We start from the raw sequence: 26,049 nt of genomic DNA, 5'->3' as shown, positions 1-26,049 counted from the left end.
CAAAGGTAAAGCATGAGGCTTAAAAGAAATACGACAATAACTAAGTATTTACAGCCATTCAATTAAATACTTTTATGGCATAAAAAAAGGAGCGCTTAATAGGGCTCCAATTTATGTGATTTTAACGCAGTGTAATTGCTTAAAAGGTCCACTCTACATGTATTTGCGGAACTGACTCTGTCACTTCAGTTCCTAGCTTGTTATGCCAGTATTGAAGCTCCATGCCGAGTAGCAACGTATTTTCTTTCATTTCAAAGGCATGGCCCATGTCCCATACTAAAATAGGTTGTGCGAGTATCCATGCCTCTACATCGTTTCCAAATTCGTCTTCACGTTCTGCAATGTATTCTGCGTGCCCTTTAAAGCTGAACTTTTGTGAGCCAATAGTAAAAGGGTATTCAAAAGCTACATCAAACATCCAACTATTTGTTTCTATGGGGGCGCCGCCTTTAGCAACACCTTCGCTGTCGTCAATATAGGCTGTTACTATCGTTTGAAAGAAGTTAAAACCTGGTACATCCCAGCTTAATTTAACACCCGGCAGGTATTTCACCATTTTAGCATCGCCAGCAATATTTATACCGCCAGTAAGGCCAACATCTAATAACGCACCGGTGCCAATTTTTTCACCGCTGAGCGCCGATAAGCTAACAGTTGAATACCATTCGCCGTAAAAATCGCTATCTTGATAGCCGTCAGCTTTATCGTCTTTACTGTAATCAATGAAAAAGAAGTTGTCGCCGTAATCGTAACCCGATGCATGTTGAACTGAGTAAACCGTGGTATCTGACTCTTGCTCAGTAAAAGGGTTTTTTTGGTCGCCATTGTTAATGTGTAATGCTGTGCTGCTCCAATTAGCGGCAAAAGCAGAAGACGATAAAGCAATGGATGTAAGGGTAAAAAAGGAGAGTATTTTATTTAATTTCATAATTTGTATTTAACTATAACTTGAGTGACACGCGAAAGCGCGCATTATAGCAAAAGTGATTAATATGTAGAGTAATATGTTGCAGCTTATTTTTAAGCTGCAACAGTGGGGCAAAGGTTTTAAGCTTTATTACGACGCAAACAAATTATTGCTATAGCGGTAAATGCTAAAATGAAACAATAATAAGACGATGTTGAGACTTCCCAAGGGCTAATTTTAAACGTAGCGCCAAGTAAAAGTGCTTGTGCTCCATAAGGTAAAGAGCCCTGAGTTACACAAGCAAAAATATCAAGTAGGCTTGCAGAGCGTTTGCCACTAATTTCACCATCGTCAGCGAGTTTTTTAGCAATAGGACCCGCCACAATAATTGAAACGGTATTATTGGCAATACAAATGTTACTTGTCATGACTAGGGCTGCAATGCCAAGTTGGTCAGCTACTTTACGGTGCCATTTAGCAATTACTTTAGTAATGGCTTGAATTTTTTGGGCAATGTAATCAAGGCCACCGTTAATGCGAATAAATTCTGAAAGACCACCAATAAACATAGAAAGTAAAAATATTTCCTGCATATCGGTAAAGCCTTGATAAATATCTTTAACAAAGCTAGACCCTTCGTAGCTACCGGTAAAGCCCATTAATGCAGCAAATATAATACCGCTAAATAACACAACAAATACATTTAGGCCTGCTACGGCGAGAACTAAAATAAAGGCATAAGGTAGCACTAACCAAATATCGTAATCTTGGGTTTCGACCACTTGCGCTGCAGGCGTAAGGTAAAACAATAAAGCGATTGTTAAAATTGCGGCTGGTACTGCAATTTTAAGGTTTTCTTTAAATTTATCTTTCATTTCACAACCTTGCGTTCGTGTAGCCGCAATAGTGGTATCTGAAATAATTGATAAGTTATCGCCAAACATAGCGCCAGACACAATAGTACCTGCCATAAGAGCTGGGTCTATACCTGTTTTGATCGACACCGCATAAGCAATTGGGCCAATCGCCCCAATAGTGCCCATTGATGTGCCCATGGCTGTAGATACAACCGCGGCAATTAAAAATAAACCAGGAAGTAATAGAGCGGGCGGTATCAGTGATAAACCCGCATTAACTACTGCGTCAACACCCCCTGTTGCACTGGCCACTGCAGAAAAAGCACCAGCAAGCAGGTAAATTAAACACATCGTAATAATGTTGTTATGCCCAGCGCCTTTTATAAAGGTTTCAACACATTGATTAACAGTGCCTTTATTAAGTATAAAGGCAAGCATAATGGCGGGTAATATTGCCACCGGTGCTGGGAGTTGATAAAAAGCGTAATCAACCCCTTGCGATTGCAGGTATAAACCAGAACCTAAAAATAGGGCTACAAATGTTAGTAGGGGTAGTAAAGAAAGTATTGCTTTGTTTTTATTAAATGATGGCTGCATCATAATCCTCGGAACCAATTAATTACCACAGCCAAAAATTCCTCTTTTAGCTGAATTTAGCAAGTCTATCTACGTTGTTAAAAGCTAACAAATAGTAGAACAATGCAGCGCCCGCAAGCCAAAGACCAAATCGACGCGAAAGGGAAGTTTAAATGTATAGATGGCTAAAGTAAACTGGTATTGTTATTATTCTTTTATTAAAGGGTTGACTGACTATTACATGACTTTTAGATAAAATCTACTAAGTACGTTACTTTCAGTGATTGATGTTAACTGAGCGGTATATACACTCAATATATACAAAACGATCGGTTTACGGTTTAAACAAAAATAAATTAAGGCATAGTGATGATTCGAATAGGTGTTTTTGGTGCTAATGGCAGAATGGGTTTAGCTTTATTGGAAGCCGCAACAATAAAAGAGCAAACACAACTAACAGGCGCCTATGTTCGCAGTGGGTCATCGTTAATTGGAATTAATGTAAACCAAATAAATAGCGCTGCTGATAAAAACGTATGTTTTAGCGACGAAAACACGCTCGAAAGTGTTGATGTTTTAATTGATTTCACCCTGCCAGACGGTATGCGTAGCCACTTAAAGCGTGCTGTTGAACAATCTCTCCCTTTAGTTATTGGCACAACAGGTTTAACGGCCGATGACATGGCATTATTAGAAAATGCTGCTAAACATATACCTATTGTATTTGCTCGTAACTACAGTGTTGGTGTAAATGTGTTACTAAATTTAGTTCAAACGGCTGCCACTAAGTTCGGTGACGATTTAGATATTGAGATATTTGAAGCGCATCACCGTCATAAAATCGATGCGCCATCGGGCACGGCTCTGGCAATTGGTGAGTCAATTGCAGATGCAAAAGGATGGAACCACGAAGAGGTTGCTGTATACGATCGAAGCCAAATTGAAACTGAAAAATCTCAAAACGAAATTGGTTATTCAGTCCTAAGAGGAGGTGACATAGTAGGTGAACATACCGCATATTTTGCCACAATGGGGGAAAGGCTTGAATTAACGCACAAAGCAAGTTCGAGAATGACCTTTGCGCTAGGCGCTATAAGAGCTGCAAGCTGGTTGCAAAATAAACCGGTAGGACTTTATGACATGCAAGATGTGCTCGATTTAAAGTAGTTTAGTATCTATTTTGGGTGTTTGGGTCTAATTTTAGCTAAAAGCACTTATTTGTTATGATTTACCAAATAATGTTAGACCTAAAACTCAACATCATGTAGTATACAGCCAATTTGCCAAAAATTACTAAATGCGTGTTTCCAATTATACCCAAGTGGCTAGTAAAATCAGGGGTTCAGTGGGAATGATAAGAGTTTTAGGCAAGAAAAAATGTTGAAGATTTAGCGGTTATATCGGCCTCATTTAAGACTGCGTAAAACAATTTAATCTCATACAAAATCTGGTTTTGACGATCCCTCTGGGTATTGGCGGGGTGATAAGCAATTTGCTTACTCCCGTTTTTTACTGTTAGGAGGTTTAACTTGACTAAATCCGCTCTGTTAGTCCTAGAAGACGGCACAGTGTTTCGCGGTACTGCAATCGGCGCTGACGGCATGTCAGTCGGCGAAGTGGTATTCAATACGTCTATGACTGGTTATCAAGAAATTTTGACTGACCCTTCGTACGCGGAACAAATCGTAACTTTGACGTACCCACATATCGGTAATACGGGTACCAACAGCGAAGACGAAGAAGCGAATCAAATATGGGCTAAAGGCCTAGTGATCCGTGATTTGCCACTGCTAGCAAGTAACTTTCGTAACGAGCAATCGTTAGATGATTACTTGAAAGAACGTAATATTTTAGGTATTGCGGACATCGACACCAGAAAGCTAACACGTATTTTGCGCGACAAAGGCGCTCAAAATGGTTGTATTATTGCTGGTGACGAACTAGACGAACAAAAAGCGCTACAAGCCGCGCAAGCCTTCCCAGGCTTAAAAGGTATGGATTTAGCAAAAGTTGTCTCAACCAAGGAAAATTTTGAGTGGCGCGAATCAAGCTGGACATTAGGCGAGGGGTTTAAAACCTTAGATACCGCCGATGAAAAGTTTCATGTTGTAGCCTATGACTTCGGTGTTAAGCGTAATATATTACGTATGCTTGTTGACCGTGGTTGTAAACTTACCGTAGTACCTGCACAAACTAGTGCTGCTGACGTACTCGCATTAAACCCCGATGGTATTTTCTTATCTAATGGCCCTGGTGATCCTGAGCCATGTACATACGCAATTGACGCGATAAAATCATTTTTAGAAACCGACACACCCATTTTTGGTATTTGTTTAGGTCACCAGTTATTAGCGCTTGCTTCAGGTGCTAAAACAGAAAAAATGAAATTTGGCCATCATGGTGGTAACCACCCAGTTAAAGATCTAGACCGCGATGTAGTGATGATCACAGCGCAAAACCATGGTTTTGCAGCCCAAGAATCAAGCCTACCAAGCACGCTTCGTGCAACACACAAATCACTGTTTGACGGTACGCTTCAGGGTATTCATCGTACAGATAAGCCAGCATTTAGTTTTCAGGGTCACCCTGAGGCAAGTCCAGGCCCGCATGATGCAGCCCCATTATTTGACCACTTCATCGATTTGATGCAAGCGCGTAAACACTAATTTAACTGGAGTAATAATGCCAAAACGTACCGACATAAAAAGCATTCTTATCTTAGGCGCAGGCCCAATTGTTATTGGTCAAGCTTGTGAATTTGACTACTCTGGTGCACAAGCGTGTAAAGCACTTAGAGAAGAAGGCTATAGAGTTATCCTTGTTAACTCAAACCCAGCAACGATTATGACCGACCCAGAAATGGCTGATGCAACATACATCGAACCAATTCACTGGGAAGTAGTAGAAAAAATTATTGAAAAAGAAAAGCCAGATGCAGTCCTGCCTACAATGGGCGGCCAAACAGCATTAAACTGTGCACTTGATTTAGACAAGCACGGTGTATTGGCTAAGCATGGCGTAGAGTTAATTGGCGCAACAGCTGATGCAATAGACAAAGCCGAAAACCGTGAACGCTTTGACACTGCAATGAAAAATATTGGTCTTGAGTGTCCTCGTGCAGAGATAGCACACTCAATGGAAGAAGCTAAAGATACAATGAGCCGCATAGGCTTACCGTGTATCATTCGCCCTTCTTTCACCATGGGTGGCACCGGTGGCGGTGTTGCTTACAACATGGAAGAGTTTGAAGAAATTTGTGAGCGTGGTTTAGACCTGTCACCTACTAACGAATTACTAATTGATGAATCACTGATTGGTTGGAAAGAATACGAAACAGAAGTTGTTCGTGACAAAAAAGACAACTGTATTATTGTTTGTACTATTGAAAACTTTGACCCAATGGGCGTGCACACAGGTGATTCAATCACTGTTGCACCAGCGCAAACGTTAACCGACAAAGAATACCAAATTATGCGTAATGCCTCTATGGCAGTACTGCGTGAAATTGGTGTTGAAACCGGTGGCTCTAACGTACAATTTGGTATTAACCCTAAAGATGGCCGTATGGTTATCATTGAGATGAACCCACGTGTATCGCGCTCATCGGCACTAGCCTCTAAAGCAACGGGTTTCCCAATTGCTAAAATTGCAGCAAAGCTTGCAGTAGGCTACACGCTTGACGAACTTCAAAACGATATCACTGGCGGTAAAACACCAGCCTCTTTTGAGCCTTCAATTGATTACGTTGTAACTAAAATACCTCGCTTTAACTTTGAGAAATTTGCCGGTGCTAACGACCGTTTAACCACGCAAATGAAATCAGTGGGCGAAGTAATGGCAATTGGTCGTAACCAACAAGAGTCATTACACAAAGCATTACGTGGTCTCGAAGTTGGCGCAACGGGTTTTAACCCAATTGTTGCACTTGATGACCCTAAGGCAAAAGAAAAAATCATCCGTGAATTACGTGAGCCAGGCGCTGAGCGTATTTGGTATATTGCAGATGCAATGCGACACGGTATGAGCGTTGAAGACGTTTACGAGCTGACTAAAGTTAACCGCTGGTTCTTGGTTCAAATTGAAGACATTTTAAAAGATGAGGCAAGAATCGCTGAAGGCGGAATGGCTGGCCTTAATGCAGATTTTTTACGCAAGCTTAAGCGTAAAGGCTTTGCCGACCCGCGTATTGCTGAAATTGCCGGCGTGTCAGAAGCTGAAATTCGTAAAAAACGTCATCAGCTAAATATTGTGCCAGTGTACAAGCGTGTAGATACGTGTGCTGCAGAATTTAGTTCAGACACCGCTTACATGTACTCATCGTATGATGAAGAGTGTGAAGCAAATCCAACAGACAAAGATAAAATCATGGTTATTGGTGGCGGTCCTAACCGTATCGGCCAAGGTATTGAATTTGATTACTGTTGTGTACATGCTGCGCTTGCACTTCGTGACGACGGTTACGAAACCATCATGGTTAACTGTAACCCTGAAACTGTATCTACCGATTACGACACATCTGATCGTTTATACTTTGAGCCAATTACGCTTGAAGACGTACTAGAAATTGTACGTGTTGAAAAGCCAAAAGGTGTTATCGTGCAGTACGGTGGTCAAACACCACTTAAACTAGCACGTGAGCTAGAAGCCAATGGAGTGCCAGTAATTGGTACTTCACCAGACGCAATTGACCGTGCAGAAGACCGTGAGCGTTTCCAACAGTTAGTAGAGCGTTTAGACCTACTGCAGCCAGAAAACGCAACGGTTACATCAACTGAAGAAGCTATTTTAAAATCAGCTGAAATTGGTTTCCCGCTGGTTGTTCGCCCATCATATGTATTAGGTGGCCGTGCAATGGAAATTGTATACGACGAAGACGATTTACGCCGTTACATGACCGAAGCAGTTCAAGCCTCAAATGAAGCACCTGTTTTATTAGACCACTTCCTAGATAACGCAATTGAAGTTGACGTTGACGCAATATGTGACGGCGAGCAAGTAATCATTGGCGGTATTATGGAACACATTGAGCAAGCTGGTGTTCACTCTGGTGACTCTGCCTGTTCATTACCAGCACATTCTTTATCGCAAGAAGTGCAAGATGTAATGCGCAAGCAAGTAACCGATATGGCTCTTGAACTGGGTGTTGTAGGCTTAATGAATACACAGTTTGCAGTAAAAGATGGCAAAGTGTATTTAATTGAAGTTAACCCACGAGCTGCGCGTACGGTTCCATTTGTATCTAAAGCCACCGGCGTTGCACTTGCAAAAGTAGCTGCACGTTGTATGGCGGGCCAATCTTTAGCGAGCCAAGGCATTACTAAAGAAATTATCCCTCCTTACTACAGCGTTAAAGAAGTAGTTTTACCGTTTGCTAAGTTCCAAGGTGTAGACCCTATCCGTGGCCCTGAAATGCGCTCAACAGGTGAAGTAATGGGTGTTGGTGATACTTTCGCCGAAGCATTCGCAAAAGCACAATTAGGTGCAAGCAATACTTTACCACGCGGTGGTCGCGCGTTATTATCTGTTCGTAATAGCGATAAGTCACGTATTGTTGAATTAGCTAAAATCATGACCGAGTTAGGTTTTGAATTAGATGCAACAGGTGGCACAGCCAAAGCGCTTGAAGAAGCGGGTATTAACGTTCGTCGCGTAAACAAAGTTTACGAAGGTCGTCCACATATTCTTGATTACATTAAGAATAAAGAATACAGCTATATCGTTAATACCACCGAAGGTCGCCAAGCGATCGAAGATTCGAAGGTGTTACGTCGTGGTGCATTGCAAAATAAAACCAACTATACGACTACCTTGAACGCGGCATTCGCTAACTGTACTGCTAACAAAGCAGATGACCGCAGTAAAGTGGCGTCAGTTCAAGAGCTACACCTGCGATTGAACTAAGGAAATGTACCAAGGCCTAATTAGGCCTTGGTGTTAAGTGAGAAAATATGCAAACAATTCCGATGACAGTTCGTGGCGCAGATTTACTGCGTAAAGAGCTTAACGAATTAAAAACAGTTACCCGTCCTAAAATCATCGCTGATATTGCTGATGCGCGTGAACACGGTGACTTAAAAGAAAACGCTGAGTACCACGCTGCGCGTGAGCAACAGGGTTTTTGTGAAGGTCGTATTCAAGAAATTGAAGCTAAACTTTCAAATGTTCAAATAATTGACGTAACTAAAATGCCTAACACAGGTAAGGTTATTTTTGGTACCACAGTAACTATTGTTAATGTAGAAACTGATGCCGAAGTTAAATACCAAATAGTTGGCGATGATGAGGCAGATATTAAAAATAACTTAATTTCTGTTAACTCACCTATAGCTCGTGGTTTGATTGGTAAGCAAATGGATGATGCAGTCACCATTAAAACACCAAAGGGCGACGTTGAATACGAAATCATTGAAGTTGAGTACCTTTAATATATCCTCACTTTAGCGTTTACATAAAAGCCGATGTAATTACATCGGTTTTTTTATGCCTTTAATAATCTCGACTTTGTTTACTTTATTGGGTACGTTAGGTTGACTATACCCTAATGATTGAGAGTACTGATGTCCTTAATTAATTTTCCTGAGCCACTTAAACCTAATGATAATATTGCAATTTGTGCGTTTTCTTCAGGTGTTGATAATCACTTTCAAACACGATTAGACACTGTGCTAAATGGTTTAAAGTCGCAAGGGTTTAAAGTAATTGAAGGTGACAGTGTAAGGCAAAATATCAGCGCTAAAGAGCGAGCTTTAGAGCTAATGCACTTTCTTACCGACGAAAATATAGCGGCAATTATGCCGCCATGGGGTGGAGAGCTTGCACTAGACGTTTTGCAATATATTGACTTTAACATAGTGAAAACGGCTAAACCTAAGTGGTTAGTGGGGTTCTCTGATGTTAGTACATTAGCGTGTGTGCTCACTTCTCGTTGTGGTTGGGCAACCCTTCATACTGCTAATTTAATGCAGCTACATCCAAATGAAACTGATCCTAATTGTGTAAATGTTTTTCACGTTTTAGCGCTCACCAAAGGCGAGCAATTTGAACAAGTACCTTCAGCATCATACCAAACTAAATTAATTAATTATGAGAGCAACCCTGATGCGTTGTTTGAACTTACTGAGCCAACGCAATGGCAATGTTTAAATTACAACGATGCGCGTAAATTAGAAATTACAGGCCGGCTTTTTGGCGGTTGTTTAGACACGCTTAACTTGTTGCTTGGCTCGCCTTACCTCGATTTACATCGCTTTAAACAAGAGTATGCACCAGAGGGGCTTGTGCTCTTTCTAGAAAACGCAGAGTTAAGCCCAACAGCCGTAGCACGTAGTCTCATAGCATTAAAACTAAATGGCGTACTTACTGATGTAAACGGTATTATACTTGGTCGCAGTGCCGTTATTGATAGCCCCCATAAGCAGATTGATTATTACCAAGCAATAGAATTAGCACTTGGTAAATGTATTTTCCCCGTACTGTTTGATGCTGATATTGGGCATGTTGCACCTAATTTAAACTTAATTAATGGTGCAAGCTGTACGATTAACGCAGACATAAATGAAGGCAAAGTGATTAAGGCATCGCTAAGCACTAAGCTGTGTTAATTATTAAGTTTTATATCTAATGTATAGTTGAAAAGGAATCTTTAAATTGAACATTACGGACGCTCATTACTCATACTTTTTAGGCAAGAGACTCTGTCACTAATCTATTTATTTCACTTTTCACATCGCTAGTTAGGTTAAACTGATGCGATCACCACAATTTAATAAACCCTACTATGGCTAAATGTGCCTCTAAGATAAACCTTGATCTTAGAGGAACGATTTCCTATTTACTGCCCGCGTTATTCGTGGAATTATTAAGCAACTAAAATGCAATTTATGCAGAACGTGTAAACAATTTTAGCTCAGGAGTAATTATGTGGGATGAAAGGTATAACACTCAGCAATACGCTTATGGCAAAGAGCCAAACGATTTTTTAGCCCAGCAATACAAACAATTACCTAAAGGCAGGGTTATAAGCTTGGCCGAAGGCGAGGGGAGAAATGCGGTATTTTTAGCAAAAATGGGTTATGAGGTTACTGCGGTTGATGGCTCGAAAGTAGGCCTTGAAAAAGCAGAAAAACTTGCAAAAGAGCATTGCGTAAACATTGAACTAATACATGCTGATTTAGCAGAATTTGATTTTGGAAAAGAAACATGGGATGCAGTCGTCTCAATTTATTGCCCTTTACCGAGCGCAGTTCGCTCTGCTGTATATAAACGTGCTGTAAAAGGTTTAAAGCCAGCTGGAGTATTTTTACTCGAGGCCTATACACCAGAGCAAGTAAACTATAATACCGGCGGCGGCCCAGATGCAGATACTAAAACCTCAAAAAGCGATTTAGAGGATGACTTAATAGGGCTTAGTTTTGTACATTTAAAAGAATTAAAACGAGAAGTGTTTGAGGGCTCGTATCACACCGGTTTAGCATCGGTCTTGCAGGCTATAGCTAAAAAATAAATGTTATATAAGTTTAGGGCGCTTGTTATAGCGCCCTTTATTTTTATGGTTTAAACAAAGGCTAATTTTTCTTATTTGATAATTTCTCAACCAATTCAACTCGGCGATTAAGCTCACGCCCTAATTCGTTATTGTTTGTGGCAACCGGTGAATATGGGCCTGCGCCATGAGCAAGCAGTCTTGATTTTGACACGCCATAATTAGTTATTAGCGCCTTAACAACAGCATCAGCCCGGCGCTTAGAAAGGTTTAAATTATATTCAGCTGACCCTTTATCGTCTGTGTGCCCAACTACATATAAGCTCAGCTGTTTATTTTTATCTAATACTTGTGCAATGGTATCTAAAGCCTGCTTAGACTCTGGTTTAATACTGGCTTTATCATAATCAAATTGCACACCGTATATTGATGCTTTTCCTTTTTGCGCTAACTGCTCTAGTACTTTGTCGCTATTAGTTTCGATTAAACCAGTTTGCAATGGAGTGGTTTGCATAACCACGAGTTGAATACGTGAATGGCCTTGATAATTCCCTATAAAAAATGCAGCGTAAGTCGTTTGTTCATTAAGCGTTTTTTTCATAACCTGATAGCGAGGTTGCCCTGAGTAGTTATAAATTAATTTAACCGCTAAAACATCACCTAACTGATTTATATCTTCTCTGATTTTTCTTTTATTAGTATTTTTACTACATGAGCTCTTTTGGCACGAAAATACAGTTTCAAACCCCTCTTTAACTAATGCGCCAACATAATTGTGGTAAATTTTAAGAGAGGATACGTTATTTACCACATAAGTAATCTGAGTTATGTCGCCAATCACATCAAGTGTTGGGATCTGTTTTGTTTTTTTATCTACAACACCCACAGGAATGTTAAATTCTTCGTAGTCTACTTGCTTAAAATCCTCAATATAACTACCTGGATAACGACTCAGCAAAGGGTGATCTTGAGTTCCTTTTTTATCTTTTCTTGGGGCTTTATTACTATTTTTATGTGTTGTTGTTTTAAGTGCACTGAGATCGGCGGTTATTAAGCCGGTTTCAATCTCTTTTATATCTATAGTGGTTAACTGCACACCCGTTTCATTTTTATATTGCCCTACATAAAGAGCAATAGCAGCCTCAAGTTTGTCAGTGCCTTTGGTTGCGAATATATAATAGGGGTTTCTAAATGCACTACCAAGGTTAAAATAGCTAGATTTTTCGCCTAACCGCTTTTTATCTTCGTACTTATCACCTGAGTAACATTCATCTAGCGAACACATATAGTTAATAGTAAAGCCGGCTTTATTAAGTGCTTCTTGATAGTTTTTGGTGACCTTTAAAGAAGCCACATTTTTTATATCGTAAGAGTAATGGCTCGCAAAGCCAATAAATGAGTCAAAAGTAAATTGTTTGGCCTTTGTTTCATTGCGATTAAACTGTGTAACAAGGCGAGTTTGTTCACCTTCTAGTACCACTTTATTTTGTAATTTTGCACCAGGATAAGGTGAAAGAAATGGCTTAGCGTGAATATAAAATGCACTTAAGCAACAAGTGAAAATGATGACTAATTTATTTATATTTTTCATTAAAATGTCCTTTTTATATTGAAAGTATTCCGCGACTATAAAACAGCTGATTTTTAAAGTCATCCTACTTAACTTATAGTTTTGCTTCATTTATTTTTTTATCAACACAAAATACAGAGAACGGTCGGTTTGAAAACTAAAGCATTAATAAGCTGTTTTGGTTTACGTTTATTTGATGACGATTGCTCAGAAAAATGAGAACCTAATTAAAGTCACTTACATAAATAAGTTATTAAGCCTTCCGCACCTAAATAATAAAAGGAAAACAATGAAAATAGATGACATCAGAGTGTTTGTGCCATGTAAAAACTATCAACAATCGTGTGCATTTTATCAGGCGCTGGGCTTTAATGTTGAGCAGGCATCAGCTGATTTAAGTATTGCAACATCAGGTGAATGCAGCCTCTTTTTACAGCGTTACTACAACCAAGAATTTTCTGAAAATTTAATGCTGCAAGTGTGCGTATTAAACATAAACGAAGCTTTTAACACTATTAGTAAGTTAACTCACTTTGATATTCGCTTTGAAGGGATAAAACAAGAGCCGTGGGGTAAAGTGATTTATTTATGGGGACCATCAGGCGAGCTTTTACACATAACTGAATTTAATTAAAAAGGAATAATAATGAAAAAAAATACGTTTTTTGTCATGTTGATGGTTTTTGTACTGACCTCATGTAGTGCGCTTGTGAGTAATAATGCAGGTAAAAATACGCGTTCTAGCAGTTTGGTTGACTTTCTTTATCCAAACGAAGATAGCCGTGCTACGTATAAACCAGAAATTCCAGTGTTAAAATTACCTGTTACAGTGGGCATTTCATTTGTGCCTTCTAAAGATTGGCGAGCAAACGCAATTGAAAGTCAAAATGAGGTAGAGTTGCTCGAAAGAGTTAAAAAATCTTTTTTGCAGTACGATTACATTGACCGCATAGAAGTAATTCCAAGTACGTACCTTAAAGGTGGGGAAGGGTTTTCAGCGATTGAACAAGTAGGGCGACTATACGATGTAGACGTAATGGCATTGGTTTCTTACGATCAAGTAACGCAAACCTATGAAAATAACGCCGCATTATTGTATTGGACCATTGTAGGTATGTACGTTATTCCCGGTAACGAAAATACTATTCAAACCTTTGTCGACACTGCTGTTTTTGATATAAAAAGTAAAAAAATGCTTTTTAGAGCACCAGGCATCAGCAAGCTTGAAAAAAGAACCACCGCTATTGGTATTGACGAAACGCTCAATGAAAAGTCACTTGAGGGGTTTAATTTAGCGGTTACCGATATGAGCCTAAATTTAGATGCGGAATTGGCACGCTTTAAAACGCGGGTTAAAGAAGAAAAAATAGCAAAAATAGAGAATAAAGATGGCTCAAGCAGTGCTGGGGCGTTTAGTGTGTTTATTCTGGTTTTTATATCGCTACTTGTTTTAAAGCGCAGATATGTAAATAACTAAACATCTACATAGTTAAGTCGCTAAATACTTAAATTTAAAACGCCACATTATTCATCTTATGCGGCGTTTTTTTTATGGTGTTTAGCTTAATTTTTCATTAAAAAACGCTAAGGTACGCTGCCAAGCAAGCTCTGCTTTTTGCTCATCATAACGCCCAGTAGAGTCGTTATGAAAACCATGATTAGCACCTTCGTACATGTGCATAGTGTACTCAACATTGTTAGCTTTTAAGCTTTTTTCATACTCAGGCCATGTGGCGTTAACGCGTTTATCAAGTTCACCTAATTGAATCATTAAAGGGGCTTTAATATTTTTGTGTAAGCTTTCACTTGCAGGTGTGCCATAAAAGGGCACGCCCGCGCTGAGTAAGTCACTATCAACTGCGGCTAAGTAGTTAACAATATAACCCCCAAAACAAAAGCCTACGGCGCCTAATTTGCCGTTGCTGCTAGGGTGGGCTTTTAAAAAGTGAGCGGCGGCTACAAAGTCGTTTTGAATTTTAGCTCTGTCCATCGTGCGTTGCATTGCACGGCCCTCATCGTCATTGCCCGGATAGCCACCAAGCGGGAAAAGTGCGTCGGGGGCAAAAGCAATAAAGCCTTTTTTGGCTAAGCGTCTTGCTACGTCTTTTATGTAAGGGTTTAAACCACGGTTTTCGTGAATAACTAACACAACCGGCAGTTTACCTTCAATTTTGCTAGGCACCGCTAAATAACCTTTACCCTTACCATGCCCGTTTGGCGAATCAAATTCTTCGTAGGTGGCTTTAATATCGTCATCGTTAAACGAAACTTGCTCTGCAAGTGCGTAGTTAGGTAAAAGCGCGCTGGTGAGCACACTCATTGAAATTCCCAGTGCTGCAAGGCCACCTAGTTTTTTCATAAAAGTGCGACGGTCCATTAAACCATGGGCATATTCGTCATACCAATCAAACGCTTCTTGAGGAATGTGATCTATTTGAGATGAATTCATGGTTTTCCTTAATTGTTATGCTTTTTAATATTAAGTACCTAAACGTATCGGGTATAAAAAACGAGCACTAATTTTACTATTTAGTGTATTTTTGCCGTTAACTATTAATAAGCAGACAGGCTATGATCAACCCCCATCATAAAATCTAATCCTATAAAGGCAAACGCTACAACAATGGCACCCAATAACATTAAATTACGGTTATTTTTTCTGTATCCAACAATGGTTAGTACTGCAAATATGATAAATAAAATAAGTTGAAATGTACCCATGGTTAATCCTTTAAGAAAGTAAACTGAGAGTTAAAATACCAGTGAAAAGGGGAAGTTAGCAAATAATTGAAGGTTATTTTTAACGATAAATAAAAAGCTCGGCATGTTGCCGAGCTTTTTCTTGGTTGGGGGTTTTACTTAATTAGCTATTGGTCGTTGTTGGTTGGCCATCGACAATAGGGTTTTTACCACGCCACTTACGAATCATTCGTTTTGTATCTTCAAGTGCGACATACTGACACGGTATAAGAATAAGCGTAATTACGGTGGCAAATAGCACACCAAAGGCGAGTGATACTGCCATAGGTATTACAATTTGTGCCTGTAAACTCGTTTCCATAATAATAGGTAACACGCCAATAAAGGTGGTCACTGAGGTTAGCAATATAGCTCTAAAACGACGAGCTCCCGCTTGCATAACCGCTTCTTTTATAGGTACACCTTCAGCACGCGCTTTATTTACAAAGTCAACCATAACTAACGAATCGTTAACTACAATACCGGCTACTGCAATGATGCCAAACATTGAAAGGCCGCTCATGGTCATACCTAATACCATATGGCCAAACATTGCACCGACCACACCAAATGGAATAACCGACATAATGATCAATGGTTGTGAGTATGAGCGAAGCGGAATAGCTAATAATGCAAATATAATCATTAGTGAAATTGCAAAGTCACGTAATTGCTCATCAGCACTTTCCATTTCCTCTTGCACTCGACCAGCGACATTACTGGTAACACCTGGGTAATTTTGTAAAAGGGTTGGTAAATACTCGTCAGTGATTTCTTTTACAATGGCAAAAGGTTCAACTTTATCAGTATTAATGGCTGCCCATACATTAACTGTTCTGTTTGCGTTTTCACGGCGGATTCTGTTTACACCATCTACAATGTTGATTTGTGCAACTTCACTTAACGGCACTTCAACACCTGTTGGCGTGATAATACGTGTGCTGTGTATGTTACTAATAGAGTTACGTTCGTTTTCAGGGTAGCGGATCATCACTCTGATCTCTTCGCCTTCACGTAAAATACGTTGTGCCTCTAATCCGTAATAACTAAAGCTAACTTGCGATGCAACGTCTGCAAGGGTCAATCCCATGCTGTATGCAAGTGGTTTTAAATCAAGTTGTACTTCATCGGTAGCGCTTTGTAGTGAGTCGTTAACATCGCCTACGCCTTCCATGCTTTGTAATTTAGTTTTTAATAACGAAGCAACTTCTTTTAGTTTGTCGGTATCTTTACCTTGCAGTCTAAAACTTACGTCGCCGTCATCTCGTCCGCCGCCAAATAAGTTATCTTCAATAGTCAACGTTTTAACGCCCGGCAATGGTGGCATTTTTTCACGCCATAATGAGCTAAGGGTGAAGGTATCAATAGGGCGTTTATCAGGTTCAATGAGCACAGCCATTAATTGTGCAGTGGTACGGCCACGAAGGCTTACCGAGAGGTCACGAATCATTTTTTGACCGTATTGCGCTTCAAGCTCTTCATCTACACTAAGAAGTACCGCTTCAATTTTTTTAGCTGTTTCAAGTGTTGCTTGCTCTGATGATTCAAGATTCATTTCTACAACCACACGCGGAAAGTCATGTTGTATTTTAGGGTTTGGTACAAATTTAACTAAACCGCCTGCAAACATGCCTGCGCTCATAATTAAAATACATATAAACCCAATAATTACGGTATAGCGATAATGAATACAGTGCCCTATGAAAGGCGTGTAGTAATTTTGAACAAACGATTTAAGGCCTTTATCAACAACCATACGCACCTTGTGCAATGGGTTTTTAGGATTAGGTTTACGTGGGTTCATTGCGGCAATATGAGCCGGTAAAATAAGTTTTGATTCAATTAACGAAAAAATCAAACACAGGATAATAACGACACCAATCGCTTTAGAAAATGCTGCGCCGGGCCCTGATGCCATAGCTTGCGGTAAAAAAGCAGCAATGGTGGTGAGTACGCCAAATGTAGCGGGCATTGCAACACGTTTAACACCACGGATTACGTTATCGAGTGAGTGGCCGTGTTTTTCTATTTCGGCACTTGCCGATTCGCCCACAACAATTGCATCGTCCACCACAATACCGAGTACAATAATAAAGGCAAACAGCGACACCATATTAATGGTGATATCTAAAAAGCCTATTGGCATGAACAAAAAGGCACCCAAAAAAGAAACCGGTAAACCCATCATTACCCAAAATGCTAATCTAAGCGGTAAAAACAATGCCAATACCAGCATAACTAAAACACCACCCCATACCATGTTATCGATCATCATATCGAGACGACCTTGCAGGTAGTAGGTTAAATCAACCATAGGGGTTAGTTTTACGCCTTGTGGTAATTTAGATTCTTTTTCGGCCATGTAATTTTTAAGTACTTTGGCAACGTCGGTAATGTCTTGATCTTTAGATGCTGCAATATCAAACATTAACGAATTTTTACCATTGTACTTTGAATATAATAAGCCTTCTTCAAAACCATCGTTAATGGTGGCTACATCGCCTAAATATATTTGTGCGCCATCAGCAAGGGTAATTAAAGGCAACTGCTCAAACTCATTGCCTTTATATGCTTGTTTTTCAACACGCATAGAAATATACCCGTTATCTGAACGGATTTGGCCAGCCGACATATTAGTTGAAAAGTTTCTTACAGCGTTTGATACATCTCTAAAAGTAAGCCCGTATTCACGCAGTTTGTCGGGGCTAATCTCAATGCCTATTTCATAATTTAAGCCGCTAAAAAAACTGACTAAATTAACACCAGGTAAAGCGAGTAATTCATCTTCTAAATCGGTACCTAGTTCTTTTAGTTGGGCATAGGTCATATCCCCATATAGCGCGATAAACATCACTTCTTGTTGAAACTTATCGCGCTGAATAATTGGCCTTTCCATACCTGCTGGAAACGAGTTTATAGAATCTACTTGGGCTTTTATCTCGTCTAAAGCTTCTTGAAGGTCGTATTTTTCTTCAATTTCAATCCATGCTTGTGCGTAGCCGCGATTAGAGTAAGTTATAAAGCGTTTAATGCCCTCTAATCCCTCTAGGTTTTCTTCAATTTTTATTGTAATGCCTTCTTCAACCTCTTGCGGTGCGGCGCCAGGGTAAACGGCTTGAACACTCACCCAGTTACTTTCAAATTGCGGAAATGCTTGCTTACGAATCGTTAAGGCTGTTAATAAACCGCCAACAAGAATAAAAATCATGATTAAATTTGCTGCAACAGGGTTACGAGCAAACCAGGCAATTAGGCCCTTTTCAGAGGTACTCATAGGGTATCCTCTTTAAGAGCAAGCTGTGTTACTTCACCTTGTTTGTCATCTTCATCCGTTTTAACAGCCATTCCTTCGCTTGGGTATTCTAGTGCTGAGGTAATTAACTGTTCGCCAAGTTGTAATCCTTGATCGGCTATTACCATGCCATCTTGTTCACGTACAATATTCAGTGTTTTAAAGCTTAGAGTATTGTTCGCGTTTAAAATGGCAATTTGTTTATCTTTAACAAGGTGATGCGGGACAATAATTGCGTTATCAAGGGCTCTGCCCTCAATGGTTGCATTAATATATGAACCAAAACGTAGTGGCTTAGTGTTATCGACGTATGGCGTTGGCAGTTGCGCAACTAAATAGCTCATGCGGCTTACTTGATCTATTACGCCTTCGCTGCGCACAACTTCGGCCTGCCAAGACGTTTGCTTGCCGGCAAATTCAGCATTAAGGGTAACGGTTGCACCAATGCCTCCATTGGCTAGGTATTGCATTTCGCTATCTGCTACAGGTAATCGTACTTCTGCCACCGATATGGCACTTAATGCGCCAAAGCTACTGCCCGGGTTTACTACAGAGCCTAAGCTTATTGTGCGTGCGTTAATAATAGCGTCGTATGGGGCTTTTATATATGTGCGTTCAAGGTTACGTTTTGCACGTTTAACACTGGCTTGGGCAGAGCGGTAACGCGCTAGCTTTTCGGCTAATTGCGGTTTACGTAAATAAAGCTCTGATGCAGTTGAGTCACTTGAGTCTGATTTAATACGTTCCCATTCAGCTTTTGCTACATGCGCTTGGGCGCGTTCTATTTCAAGGGCTGAACTTGCTTGTGCAAGACCGGCTTGTGCTTCAATAAAATCGGCTTCGTAATCATTTGGATCAATTCGTGCTAAAATGTCGCCTTGTTTTACAAATGCACCTTCAACAAATTCATCTGCTACGGAAATAACTTGGCCACTAACTTGTGCAATTAGCTCGGTACGGTCTTTAGGTTTTACAACTCCGTACGATTTTACGTCGAGTGTTATTGCATCAATGTTGACTGTTTGCGCAGCAACCAGTGGACGAGTATCTTGCGCTGGTTTTTCTTCAGGCGGGGTTTTCATATTTGAAAAGCCAATTGCCAGTGCAATTCCGGCAGCTAAAACTGCGATTGGAAGAACAATTTGTTTTTTAGTAGCCACAAGGCATTCCTTCATAAAAGTGGTGATAGGGCAATAATACGCAATAAAGTGTTTACAAGGCGTTTGAAGATGTAACAAAGCATTACATATGTGTATTACAAATAAATATTTGGCTCTAAAAAGGAGTCTGTATTGTTAAATATATGGTTAATTTAAACTGAGGGTGTTATGAAAACAGAGCCAATGGCGTGTCGATTAGGCTGCGGTGCATGTTGTATTGCGCCAAGTATTAGCTCGGCAATACCGGGTATGCCAAATGGCAAAAAGGCCGGAGAACGTTGTATTCAGCTAGATGAGCGCAATTTATGTAAGTTATTTGGTGATGAGTCTCGACCAAAAGTATGCAGTGACTTTAGTGCCACAGTTGATGTGTGTGGGTCAACTAATGCAGAGGCTCTAGCGCTTATCACCGAGCTTGAGCAATTAACTTAGTTGGTGTGTTCAATACACACATAGTTACATTTAACTACTACCGAGTAACTTTTTTTAAATTATTAAAAGCTGCGCTTTTCACGCGAGCGAGCTCTGCGTCTACTACAAATGTGCAGTTATACGGCTATTTTATAGACGTAAAGCATGCTTTTGTTACTGGCAAAGACTGTACAAGTAATTTATTCACAAAGAGGGTAGTGACGCTGCGCTTTTAGAGAAAGTGACAAACATAAAAGTTGATCATGAGTTTAGGTTTACTCATTTACTCCTCATTCATTTCTCTTTGTGCAGTGATTTTTTCTTTGCCATAATAAAAAACGAATACTTTCAACTTGATGGGTGAGGCCAATTATAGTGAACGATTCACAAAGAGGGTAAGAGGCGCTGCGCTTTTAGAGCAAAGATTAATTGAATAAATCTTAACTATTCTTTCAGGTTTGATTTTTAGATTTTGCTCAAATCGGATATTCGCATATGTGGTATGAGCAGACATCGAAGGTTTTTAATGTCTGAAGTCAAGATTTGCCCCCCCTTCATTTCGCATTCACTTCATTTGATGAACACAAGGCTTCTTCTTAACGACCATAAAACGAATTAGGTTAACGTGTTGAGTTAAAGACGGGGTTGGTAAAACCATCAGATTTGATTGAGCCTGCACGTTAACCGCTCTTATTTAAATGTTGGGTAACCCGTCTATATTCGTCTACCTATTAGCGGTAATATATTTTGCTAAGTGTTCCACTGCCTCATTCGAATTTATTACTTCGTTCGACACATAAACATCTGGTTCGATAGGTTGCTGACAATGCTCTTTTCCTGATGGGCGAGTAAAGATAAGTGTCGGCATGGTTAGTTCTAAATTAGAACCAGACAATACATGAGTTTCTATACGCCCAGTAGTGCAAGACCTTACATTTGAATGACCCGCGATGACAGCCTGACGAGAGTCCTGTAGTGAGGTTAAAAACAAAATAGTGGATGAATAACTGAGCGGCCCCATTAGTAAATATGCCCGTCCAGGTATCTTTAAACCCTTATGCGCGTCGACAGGCACTAATTGATTAAATGTGCCTTCAATAACCTCACCTTGATTACCTTTAATAGGTCCTAGTTTGATATTTCGTTTCGTCATACGAATTTTAAAGTTTGACAGAAATGGAAATGGCTTGCTCGTAATGTAAGGTGCAATACCTTGCTGCCAATAGTGATCGGTCCCCCCAGGATTATGGCGAACGTCGATAATCACATCTTTGACGTTCGCATCTTTAAACGCCTGCCACGTTTCATCTAGAAATGTGAAAAAAGGTTGTTCTTGTTCTTGAGAATAAAAAAAGCGTTCGACACGCAAATACCCTATGTCATTGTCTAGTATTCGACTTTGGACAAATTCCCTCACATCAGCATTGTGATTTTCCGGCTCATCAGTGACACCCATTATAGAAAATTGCTTGCGCTTATTTTTATGCATAAACTCAATTTGATAATCTTTGATACTACCAAACAGTAACCAGTACATTTTGTTAAATCGACTGGCAGTAAAAGCAGCCCTAAACTCTGAAGAGTCGCCATACATTCTTGCCAACATAGTTTCAATTATTTTTGATGCCCTAACTCCGTTGACTGAGATAATCTCATCACCGATTTTAATATCTGAATGGCCCTCAATAGTTTCCGCCACAAGCAAACGTTGGGATGCATCTATCATTACGTCAAATGGAAATAGCCGACCACCGTTCTGAATGTGGTTCTTAAATTGATCATCAAGCTGTGGCGAAGCAATTAGCATGTGTCCATCTTTAAAGTAAGGATTCAGCTGAGAGAAGTATTTCCATGCTTCATAATGTGTCATGGGTGAAGTTATACCTTCTGACAAGGACTCTATCTGCGATTTAACTTCAGATACATCCATAGTAAAGCCCGGGTCTGGGTGGATCGTATCAAGGCGTTGACTTAGCTCAGTCAGGTTGCTTTTTAATGCCTTAATGCTCACTACCTTGCCAGATGAAGGCAGGTTAGTATGAGTATTCCATTCTTGCGTTTTTGTGTTTTTTGTAATTGACTTTGGTTCATTCAGGCTAGTGCAGCCAATTACAAACGCAATAAAAAAAGTTAAAATTATAGTCTTCAATTTTTGTCCTTAATTCTATTTTCCACTAATTAAATCGTCTGATGAATATTGTTATCCACGGCGATTAGAAGCTGCATTAAAGAGGAGTCAAAGAGAAAAATCGTCCGATTTGGACGAGTTGGACGTGCGATTCGGTCGATTCGCACTCATTCGCTATCGAGTTTCAGCTGTTTCCTATACTGGCTTGGGGTCATTCTTTTGAATTGCTTGAAAACGGCATTAAAGGTACTTTTTGAGGAAAACCCAGCAGATAGAGCTAGATCAAAAAGTCTCTCGTTGGGATTAGAAGAAATTTGAGAACAGACTGTTTTTATTCTGTATTCGTTGACAAATTGATAGAAGTTCTTATTTGCTTGTTGATTGAGGATTTCAGATAAGTGATGACTACTTAGGTTGGTATACTTTGCTAGCACGTCTAAGGTAAGTTCACTTTCTAAATAAGGTTGCTCATCTTCCATATACTGAACGATGTTTTCTAATAATTTGGTTTTAGTTTGAGAGTCAAAGTATTGTGGTTTGGTTGTCGAGTTGAGAACTTTCGTTGAAGTTTCACTCAAGTTATCAATCGCAAATAAGTTTGGCTTACGCCATTGAGCCATCGAAACGCTATATATCAATGTAAAGGCTATGAGATCACTTACAATACCCAAAGAATAATTTGCGCCGATTATTATGCTGACAGTTTCTGTCAAGAACATCCCTGCGTACAAACTTAATACTATCCATAACCAAGTAAATATTTTGGGATTAAAGTTGGAAAGCGTGTCACGTGCATGGCGTCCACTTTTGGTTATCAGTTTGACACTCAATGCTAAATAAAAAAATGCCTGTACGAACATAATAATCTGAGTCAGCAGTAGAATGTTTTCTTTATGTAAGGCGTTATTGGCGATGTTGATTTTTTCGGCAGGGGTAGAAAATAAAAAATCTATATTTAAGAGAATACAAAGTAATAACGGCGTAGCATGAATACAATCCTTTATATGGAATGACTTTTTAATTATCGATGACCGAAAATATAAATATAAAAATGCACCAAAACTGGCGGGAACAAAGTAGCCCCATCCAATTAAATTGGCAAAAAAAGTATCATTAGCATGCACTACAATCAAAGGGCTGCAGAAATAAAATGCTTGAAAAAGACACCAAACGCCCATTATGCGCCCAGCATTGTTAACACCAGCACTAAACAAGAGCATTGCTGCTAATAAAGCCCCTTGGAATGTTCCGATGGCATGAAGATATTGCATTGGCAAGGAAATAAACAGCATTGGGATAGTTGTAAATAGAAATCAGATATATATTTAATGTTCCTAGATTAGCAGATTGCTAAACTTATTGTTAGCTGTGTCTGACATATTATTCAGTTTGAGCTGTAGAGGTAATTCCAGCGAACAGAGCAAACGAGGCTCACCCATTAGAAAGTTCCTGTCAAGCAGACATTTGTGTTTACTTGGTCTTTCATTTAAAAAACCAAATGTTCTTACTTTTTGAACTCACTTTAAATATGGATATATCTAGTAATGGCGTCGATTTGTGTGAATATGCACCAGTCACTCATATGAATTAAGGCCAATGGCTTTCGCCTCAGTCATCGTTGAGTACCAATGTCAGTGCACTTTTGGGCTGAAAAGCCGAGGATCAAACCTTGACTTCAGCATCAAAGCTTTTGATTGACTGCTTCTCGCTCATGGCTGTCTGTCAAATGAAGTCTAAACTTATTCTCTTAAATTGTAAGATCAGATATGAGCTAGTAAAGGTTAATTTAAAGCAATAGTTGGTTTACGTTTATTTCATTTACTCTTAATTCATTTCTCTTTGTGCAATATGTTTTGTCTTTGCCAGAATAAAACGAATACTTTCAACTTGATGGGTGAGGCCAATTATAGTGAACGATTCACAAAGAGGGTATGATGCGCTGCGCTTTTAGAGCAAAGGCTAATTGAATAAGTCTTAACTAACCTGTCAGATTTATTTTTTTTATTATGATCAAATCTGACAGTCGCATACGTGCCACTTGTGGACACTCATAACTTTAGTCACTTGTTATAAGCCATCTTTAGCACCATGCGTAAACAGTAAAAATTTGGGGGCATAACCTGTAAATACAATATGCCCAGATATATATGACATGCCAAACGTCACAACACCTAAAAGCCAAATAATATGATCATATGGTTCTGCGAACGCAAAAGTTACAGTAGCTAAAATAGCAAACAATGAAAGTACAAAGATGAAACCCGATAGAACCCTAAACGGAGTTCTAACTTTTGCTAATTGTTCCCTTGGTAAACTCATATCTTCCCTCGTCTTATAACGCTTACAATAACGCGAAAAACCGAGTGCTTTGGCACGAGGTGCCAGCGAGGATTTTTTCCAATGAGCGAAGCGAATTCTGTTAATTGTTTTGTTAGTTTCCATTTTCAACAAACTTATTCAACAACTTTTCAGTTAGCATTTGCGCCTGTTCAATATCTTGAAATTCCATATTTTGATGAATACGCTGCTTGATAAAATCTAATTTCAAATAAATATCGTTATCCTCTACTATTTTTAACCCAAAGTCTGCATATGCTATGACTTTTAAATAGTTTGGGTTTCCAGTGTCAGGATCGTAATTTTGATACTCTTTTACCAGCCTTAATATTGACTGCTCTCCACCAGTCAAAGCAACACTTTCGGAAAGGCGGTATTTCAATTTATTAAATTTAACTCTTTGCTTTATTGTGTCTTCTCTGCTTAATTCATCTAAGCCTTTACTTTGAAAATATTCTCTATCCGAAACAGCCCATAACTCTGCTACGGCATTATCGGAACCTAATTCAATTGCTTTAAAAAGTAATTCAACAAAATCATCAGATATAAAATTAAATTGTGAACAGCGCTCAAAACGAGACAAAACCTCTTCGATATACTCGTAGGGCTCACCCACCTCATTTACTTTGCTCATCCATTTATCAAGTTCATCTTGAGTTTTGGGTATTGCGCTGCAACGACGTATTTCTTTTGCTTCAAGTAAGTATTCTTCTGCCGATGCAAGTTCACTAACACCTATATCAGTTTCAATCGTTGATTTTTCTTTGCGCTTTAAGTCTTTAGAAACAGCGTTTTCACTATCATTTTTATCGCTAAACTTTTCAATTTCACTATGTTCTTTTGTAATAAAATAGAAAACAACTAAGGCCAAAATTGATATAGCAAGAGCAAATTTTTTCACGAAACCTCGACAGGAAACTAACGCCCTAATAATGGGCAAAAAATTGTTGGCTAAAATGTTGAGGAACGAAAACAGCCAACTGTTTTTTTCCTTATTAATTAGCTTGTTATCAAGCTATTTAACCACAAGTTTAACGGATTTACCTACATTAAGTCTGTGTGATACCAGAAATATATCTAATGTTAAATTTAATGGCTCTATCTTTGATTTTTGAGGCTCTAGCCAAGGGAATACCAATTTCATTACTCCATTATCTATACGTCCAGTCATGGGCGTATCCGGAAATATTAAATCAGGTTGTTTTCCTTCGGTGAGTCTAACGTAAACACCAAAATCTGAAATTTTATATGAACTGCTTTCTGGAAGAGATACGCTTAACTCTATAATTCCGAAATCAGAACAAGCTGAACTTCGTTTGCCTGATCCCCGAGACAAACTACCTAATTCCACTACTGGCTCTGGCACTAGCTCCCAAAAGTAACCGTTTTCGGGTTGTTCAAGGGTAACCGCATTCCAACTATCGGGAATTGGGGTAAACATTCTCCAACCAGCAATTGAACAGGCAAGACTGTTGAATGAGACCAGATTACAAAGTAGTAAAAATAATAGTGAGTATTTCACCGAGCTTTCCTTGCTTGCTAACGCCCTAATAACGGGCAAAAAATTGTTGGCTAAAATGTTGTGGCCCT

21 protein-coding genes are annotated in these 26,049 nt (G+C 39.4%); 9 read left to right on the top strand and 12 right to left on the bottom strand.

The features are described 5' to 3' along the window. Positions 1-139 precede the first annotated feature (139 nt). Both CWB65_RS04955 and CWB65_RS04950 read right to left on the bottom strand, forming a co-directional pair. Positions 140-928, bottom strand: a complete 789-nt coding sequence (locus CWB65_RS04955; RefSeq protein WP_008132074.1) for a hypothetical protein — start codon at positions 926-928, stop codon at positions 140-142. Between the two features lie 119 nt (positions 929-1,047). Beyond that, complete coding sequence (locus CWB65_RS04950) at positions 1,048-2,361, bottom strand: Na+/H+ antiporter NhaC family protein (protein WP_008132075.1); 1,314 nt, start codon at positions 2,359-2,361, stop codon at positions 1,048-1,050. Positions 2,362-2,709: 348 nt separating this feature from the next. On the opposite strand from CWB65_RS04950, the gene dapB reads away from it, so the two are divergent. The 6 genes from dapB to CWB65_RS04920 all read left to right on the top strand — a co-directional run bounded on the left by dapB (position 2,710) and on the right by CWB65_RS04920 (position 10,843). Beyond that, positions 2,710-3,507 carry a 4-hydroxy-tetrahydrodipicolinate reductase gene (dapB, locus tag CWB65_RS04945; protein ID WP_039036767.1) on the top strand — a complete coding sequence of 266 codons (798 nt, stop codon included), beginning with the start codon at positions 2,710-2,712 and terminating at the stop codon, positions 3,505-3,507. A gap of 362 nt (positions 3,508-3,869) precedes the next feature. Continuing rightward, positions 3,870-5,006 carry a glutamine-hydrolyzing carbamoyl-phosphate synthase small subunit gene (gene carA, locus CWB65_RS04940; protein WP_006792431.1) on the top strand — a complete coding sequence of 379 codons (1,137 nt, stop codon included), beginning with the start codon at positions 3,870-3,872 and terminating at the stop codon, positions 5,004-5,006. 16 nt (positions 5,007-5,022) lie between these two features. Next, entirely contained in the window at positions 5,023-8,241 is a 3,219-nt protein-coding gene (carB, locus tag CWB65_RS04935) for a carbamoyl-phosphate synthase large subunit (RefSeq protein WP_006792432.1), read from the top strand. A gap of 47 nt (positions 8,242-8,288) precedes the next feature. Beyond that, on the top strand, positions 8,289-8,765 hold the full coding sequence (greA, locus tag CWB65_RS04930) for a transcription elongation factor GreA (protein WP_006792433.1): 477 nt from the start codon (positions 8,289-8,291) through the stop codon (positions 8,763-8,765). Between the two features lie 132 nt (positions 8,766-8,897). Continuing rightward, positions 8,898-9,941, top strand: a complete 1,044-nt coding sequence (locus tag CWB65_RS04925) for a S66 family peptidase (protein ID WP_138740065.1) — start codon at positions 8,898-8,900, stop codon at positions 9,939-9,941. Between the two features lie 317 nt (positions 9,942-10,258). Beyond that, positions 10,259-10,843: a class I SAM-dependent methyltransferase gene (locus CWB65_RS04920; RefSeq protein WP_008132081.1), complete on the top strand. Its 585-nt coding sequence runs from the start codon at positions 10,259-10,261 to the stop codon at positions 10,841-10,843. A 61-nt stretch (positions 10,844-10,904) separates the two neighbouring features. Here CWB65_RS04920 and CWB65_RS04915 read toward each other — a convergent pair whose 3' ends face one another. Continuing rightward, entirely contained in the window at positions 10,905-12,413 is a 1,509-nt protein-coding gene (locus CWB65_RS04915) for an OmpA family protein (RefSeq protein ID WP_008132082.1), read from the bottom strand. A gap of 268 nt (positions 12,414-12,681) precedes the next feature. Here CWB65_RS04915 and CWB65_RS04910 point away from each other — a divergent pair, with 268 nt between their 5' ends. Both CWB65_RS04910 and rhlP read left to right on the top strand, forming a co-directional pair. Continuing rightward, positions 12,682-13,026: a VOC family protein gene (locus CWB65_RS04910; RefSeq protein WP_008132086.1), complete on the top strand. Its 345-nt coding sequence runs from the start codon at positions 12,682-12,684 to the stop codon at positions 13,024-13,026. 12 nt (positions 13,027-13,038) lie between these two features. Beyond that, on the top strand, positions 13,039-13,869 hold the full coding sequence (gene rhlP / locus CWB65_RS04905) for a rhombotarget lipoprotein (protein WP_138740063.1): 831 nt from the start codon (positions 13,039-13,041) through the stop codon (positions 13,867-13,869). An 81-nt stretch (positions 13,870-13,950) separates the two neighbouring features. On the opposite strand, the gene CWB65_RS04900 is transcribed toward rhlP, so the two are convergent. The 4 genes from CWB65_RS04900 to CWB65_RS04890 form a co-directional block, all read right to left on the bottom strand. Further along, positions 13,951-14,841, bottom strand: coding sequence for a dienelactone hydrolase family protein (locus tag CWB65_RS04900; protein ID WP_008132090.1), 891 nt, complete (start codon positions 14,839-14,841; stop codon positions 13,951-13,953). 104 nt (positions 14,842-14,945) lie between these two features. Beyond that, entirely contained in the window at positions 14,946-15,113 is a 168-nt protein-coding gene (locus tag CWB65_RS19840; protein WP_008132091.1) for a hypothetical protein, read from the bottom strand. 142 nt (positions 15,114-15,255) lie between these two features. Then, positions 15,256-18,405 carry an efflux RND transporter permease subunit gene (locus CWB65_RS04895; RefSeq protein WP_008132094.1) on the bottom strand — a complete coding sequence of 1,050 codons (3,150 nt, stop codon included), beginning with the start codon at positions 18,403-18,405 and terminating at the stop codon, positions 15,256-15,258. After that, positions 18,402-19,583: an efflux RND transporter periplasmic adaptor subunit gene (locus tag CWB65_RS04890; RefSeq protein WP_138740062.1), complete on the bottom strand. Its 1,182-nt coding sequence runs from the start codon at positions 19,581-19,583 to the stop codon at positions 18,402-18,404. The genes CWB65_RS04895 and CWB65_RS04890 overlap by 4 nt, the downstream gene beginning before the upstream one ends. A 168-nt stretch (positions 19,584-19,751) precedes the next feature. On the opposite strand from CWB65_RS04890, the gene CWB65_RS04885 reads away from it, so the two are divergent. Further along, the gene (locus CWB65_RS04885) at positions 19,752-20,015 is read left to right on the top strand and encodes a YkgJ family cysteine cluster protein (protein ID WP_138740061.1); all 264 of its coding nucleotides are present in this window, start codon (positions 19,752-19,754) and stop codon (positions 20,013-20,015) included. Between the two features lie 703 nt (positions 20,016-20,718). On the opposite strand, the gene CWB65_RS04880 is transcribed toward CWB65_RS04885, so the two are convergent. The 5 genes from CWB65_RS04880 to CWB65_RS04860 all read right to left on the bottom strand — a co-directional run. Beyond that, positions 20,719-22,143, bottom strand: a complete 1,425-nt coding sequence (locus tag CWB65_RS04880; RefSeq protein WP_138740060.1) for a S41 family peptidase — start codon at positions 22,141-22,143, stop codon at positions 20,719-20,721. Between the two features lie 146 nt (positions 22,144-22,289). Further along, complete coding sequence (locus tag CWB65_RS04875) at positions 22,290-23,414, bottom strand: helix-turn-helix domain-containing protein (RefSeq protein ID WP_138740059.1); 1,125 nt, start codon at positions 23,412-23,414, stop codon at positions 22,290-22,292. A 775-nt stretch (positions 23,415-24,189) separates the two neighbouring features. Beyond that, the gene (locus CWB65_RS04870) at positions 24,190-24,564 is read right to left on the bottom strand and encodes a hypothetical protein (protein WP_138740058.1); all 375 of its coding nucleotides are present in this window, start codon (positions 24,562-24,564) and stop codon (positions 24,190-24,192) included. Further along, positions 24,554-25,360, bottom strand: a complete 807-nt coding sequence (locus CWB65_RS04865) for a hypothetical protein (protein WP_138740057.1) — start codon at positions 25,358-25,360, stop codon at positions 24,554-24,556. The genes CWB65_RS04870 and CWB65_RS04865 overlap by 11 nt, the downstream gene beginning before the upstream one ends. Positions 25,361-25,474: 114 nt before the next feature. Next, positions 25,475-26,049: hypothetical protein (locus tag CWB65_RS04860; protein WP_212750943.1), on the bottom strand; the 575-nt coding region annotated here is incomplete at its 5' end.

The organism is Pseudoalteromonas sp. S554 (assembly GCF_005930865.1).
Taxonomy (GTDB): domain Bacteria; phylum Pseudomonadota; class Gammaproteobacteria; order Enterobacterales; family Alteromonadaceae; genus Pseudoalteromonas; species Pseudoalteromonas marina.
This window is presented reverse-complemented; position numbering and strand designations above follow the sequence as displayed.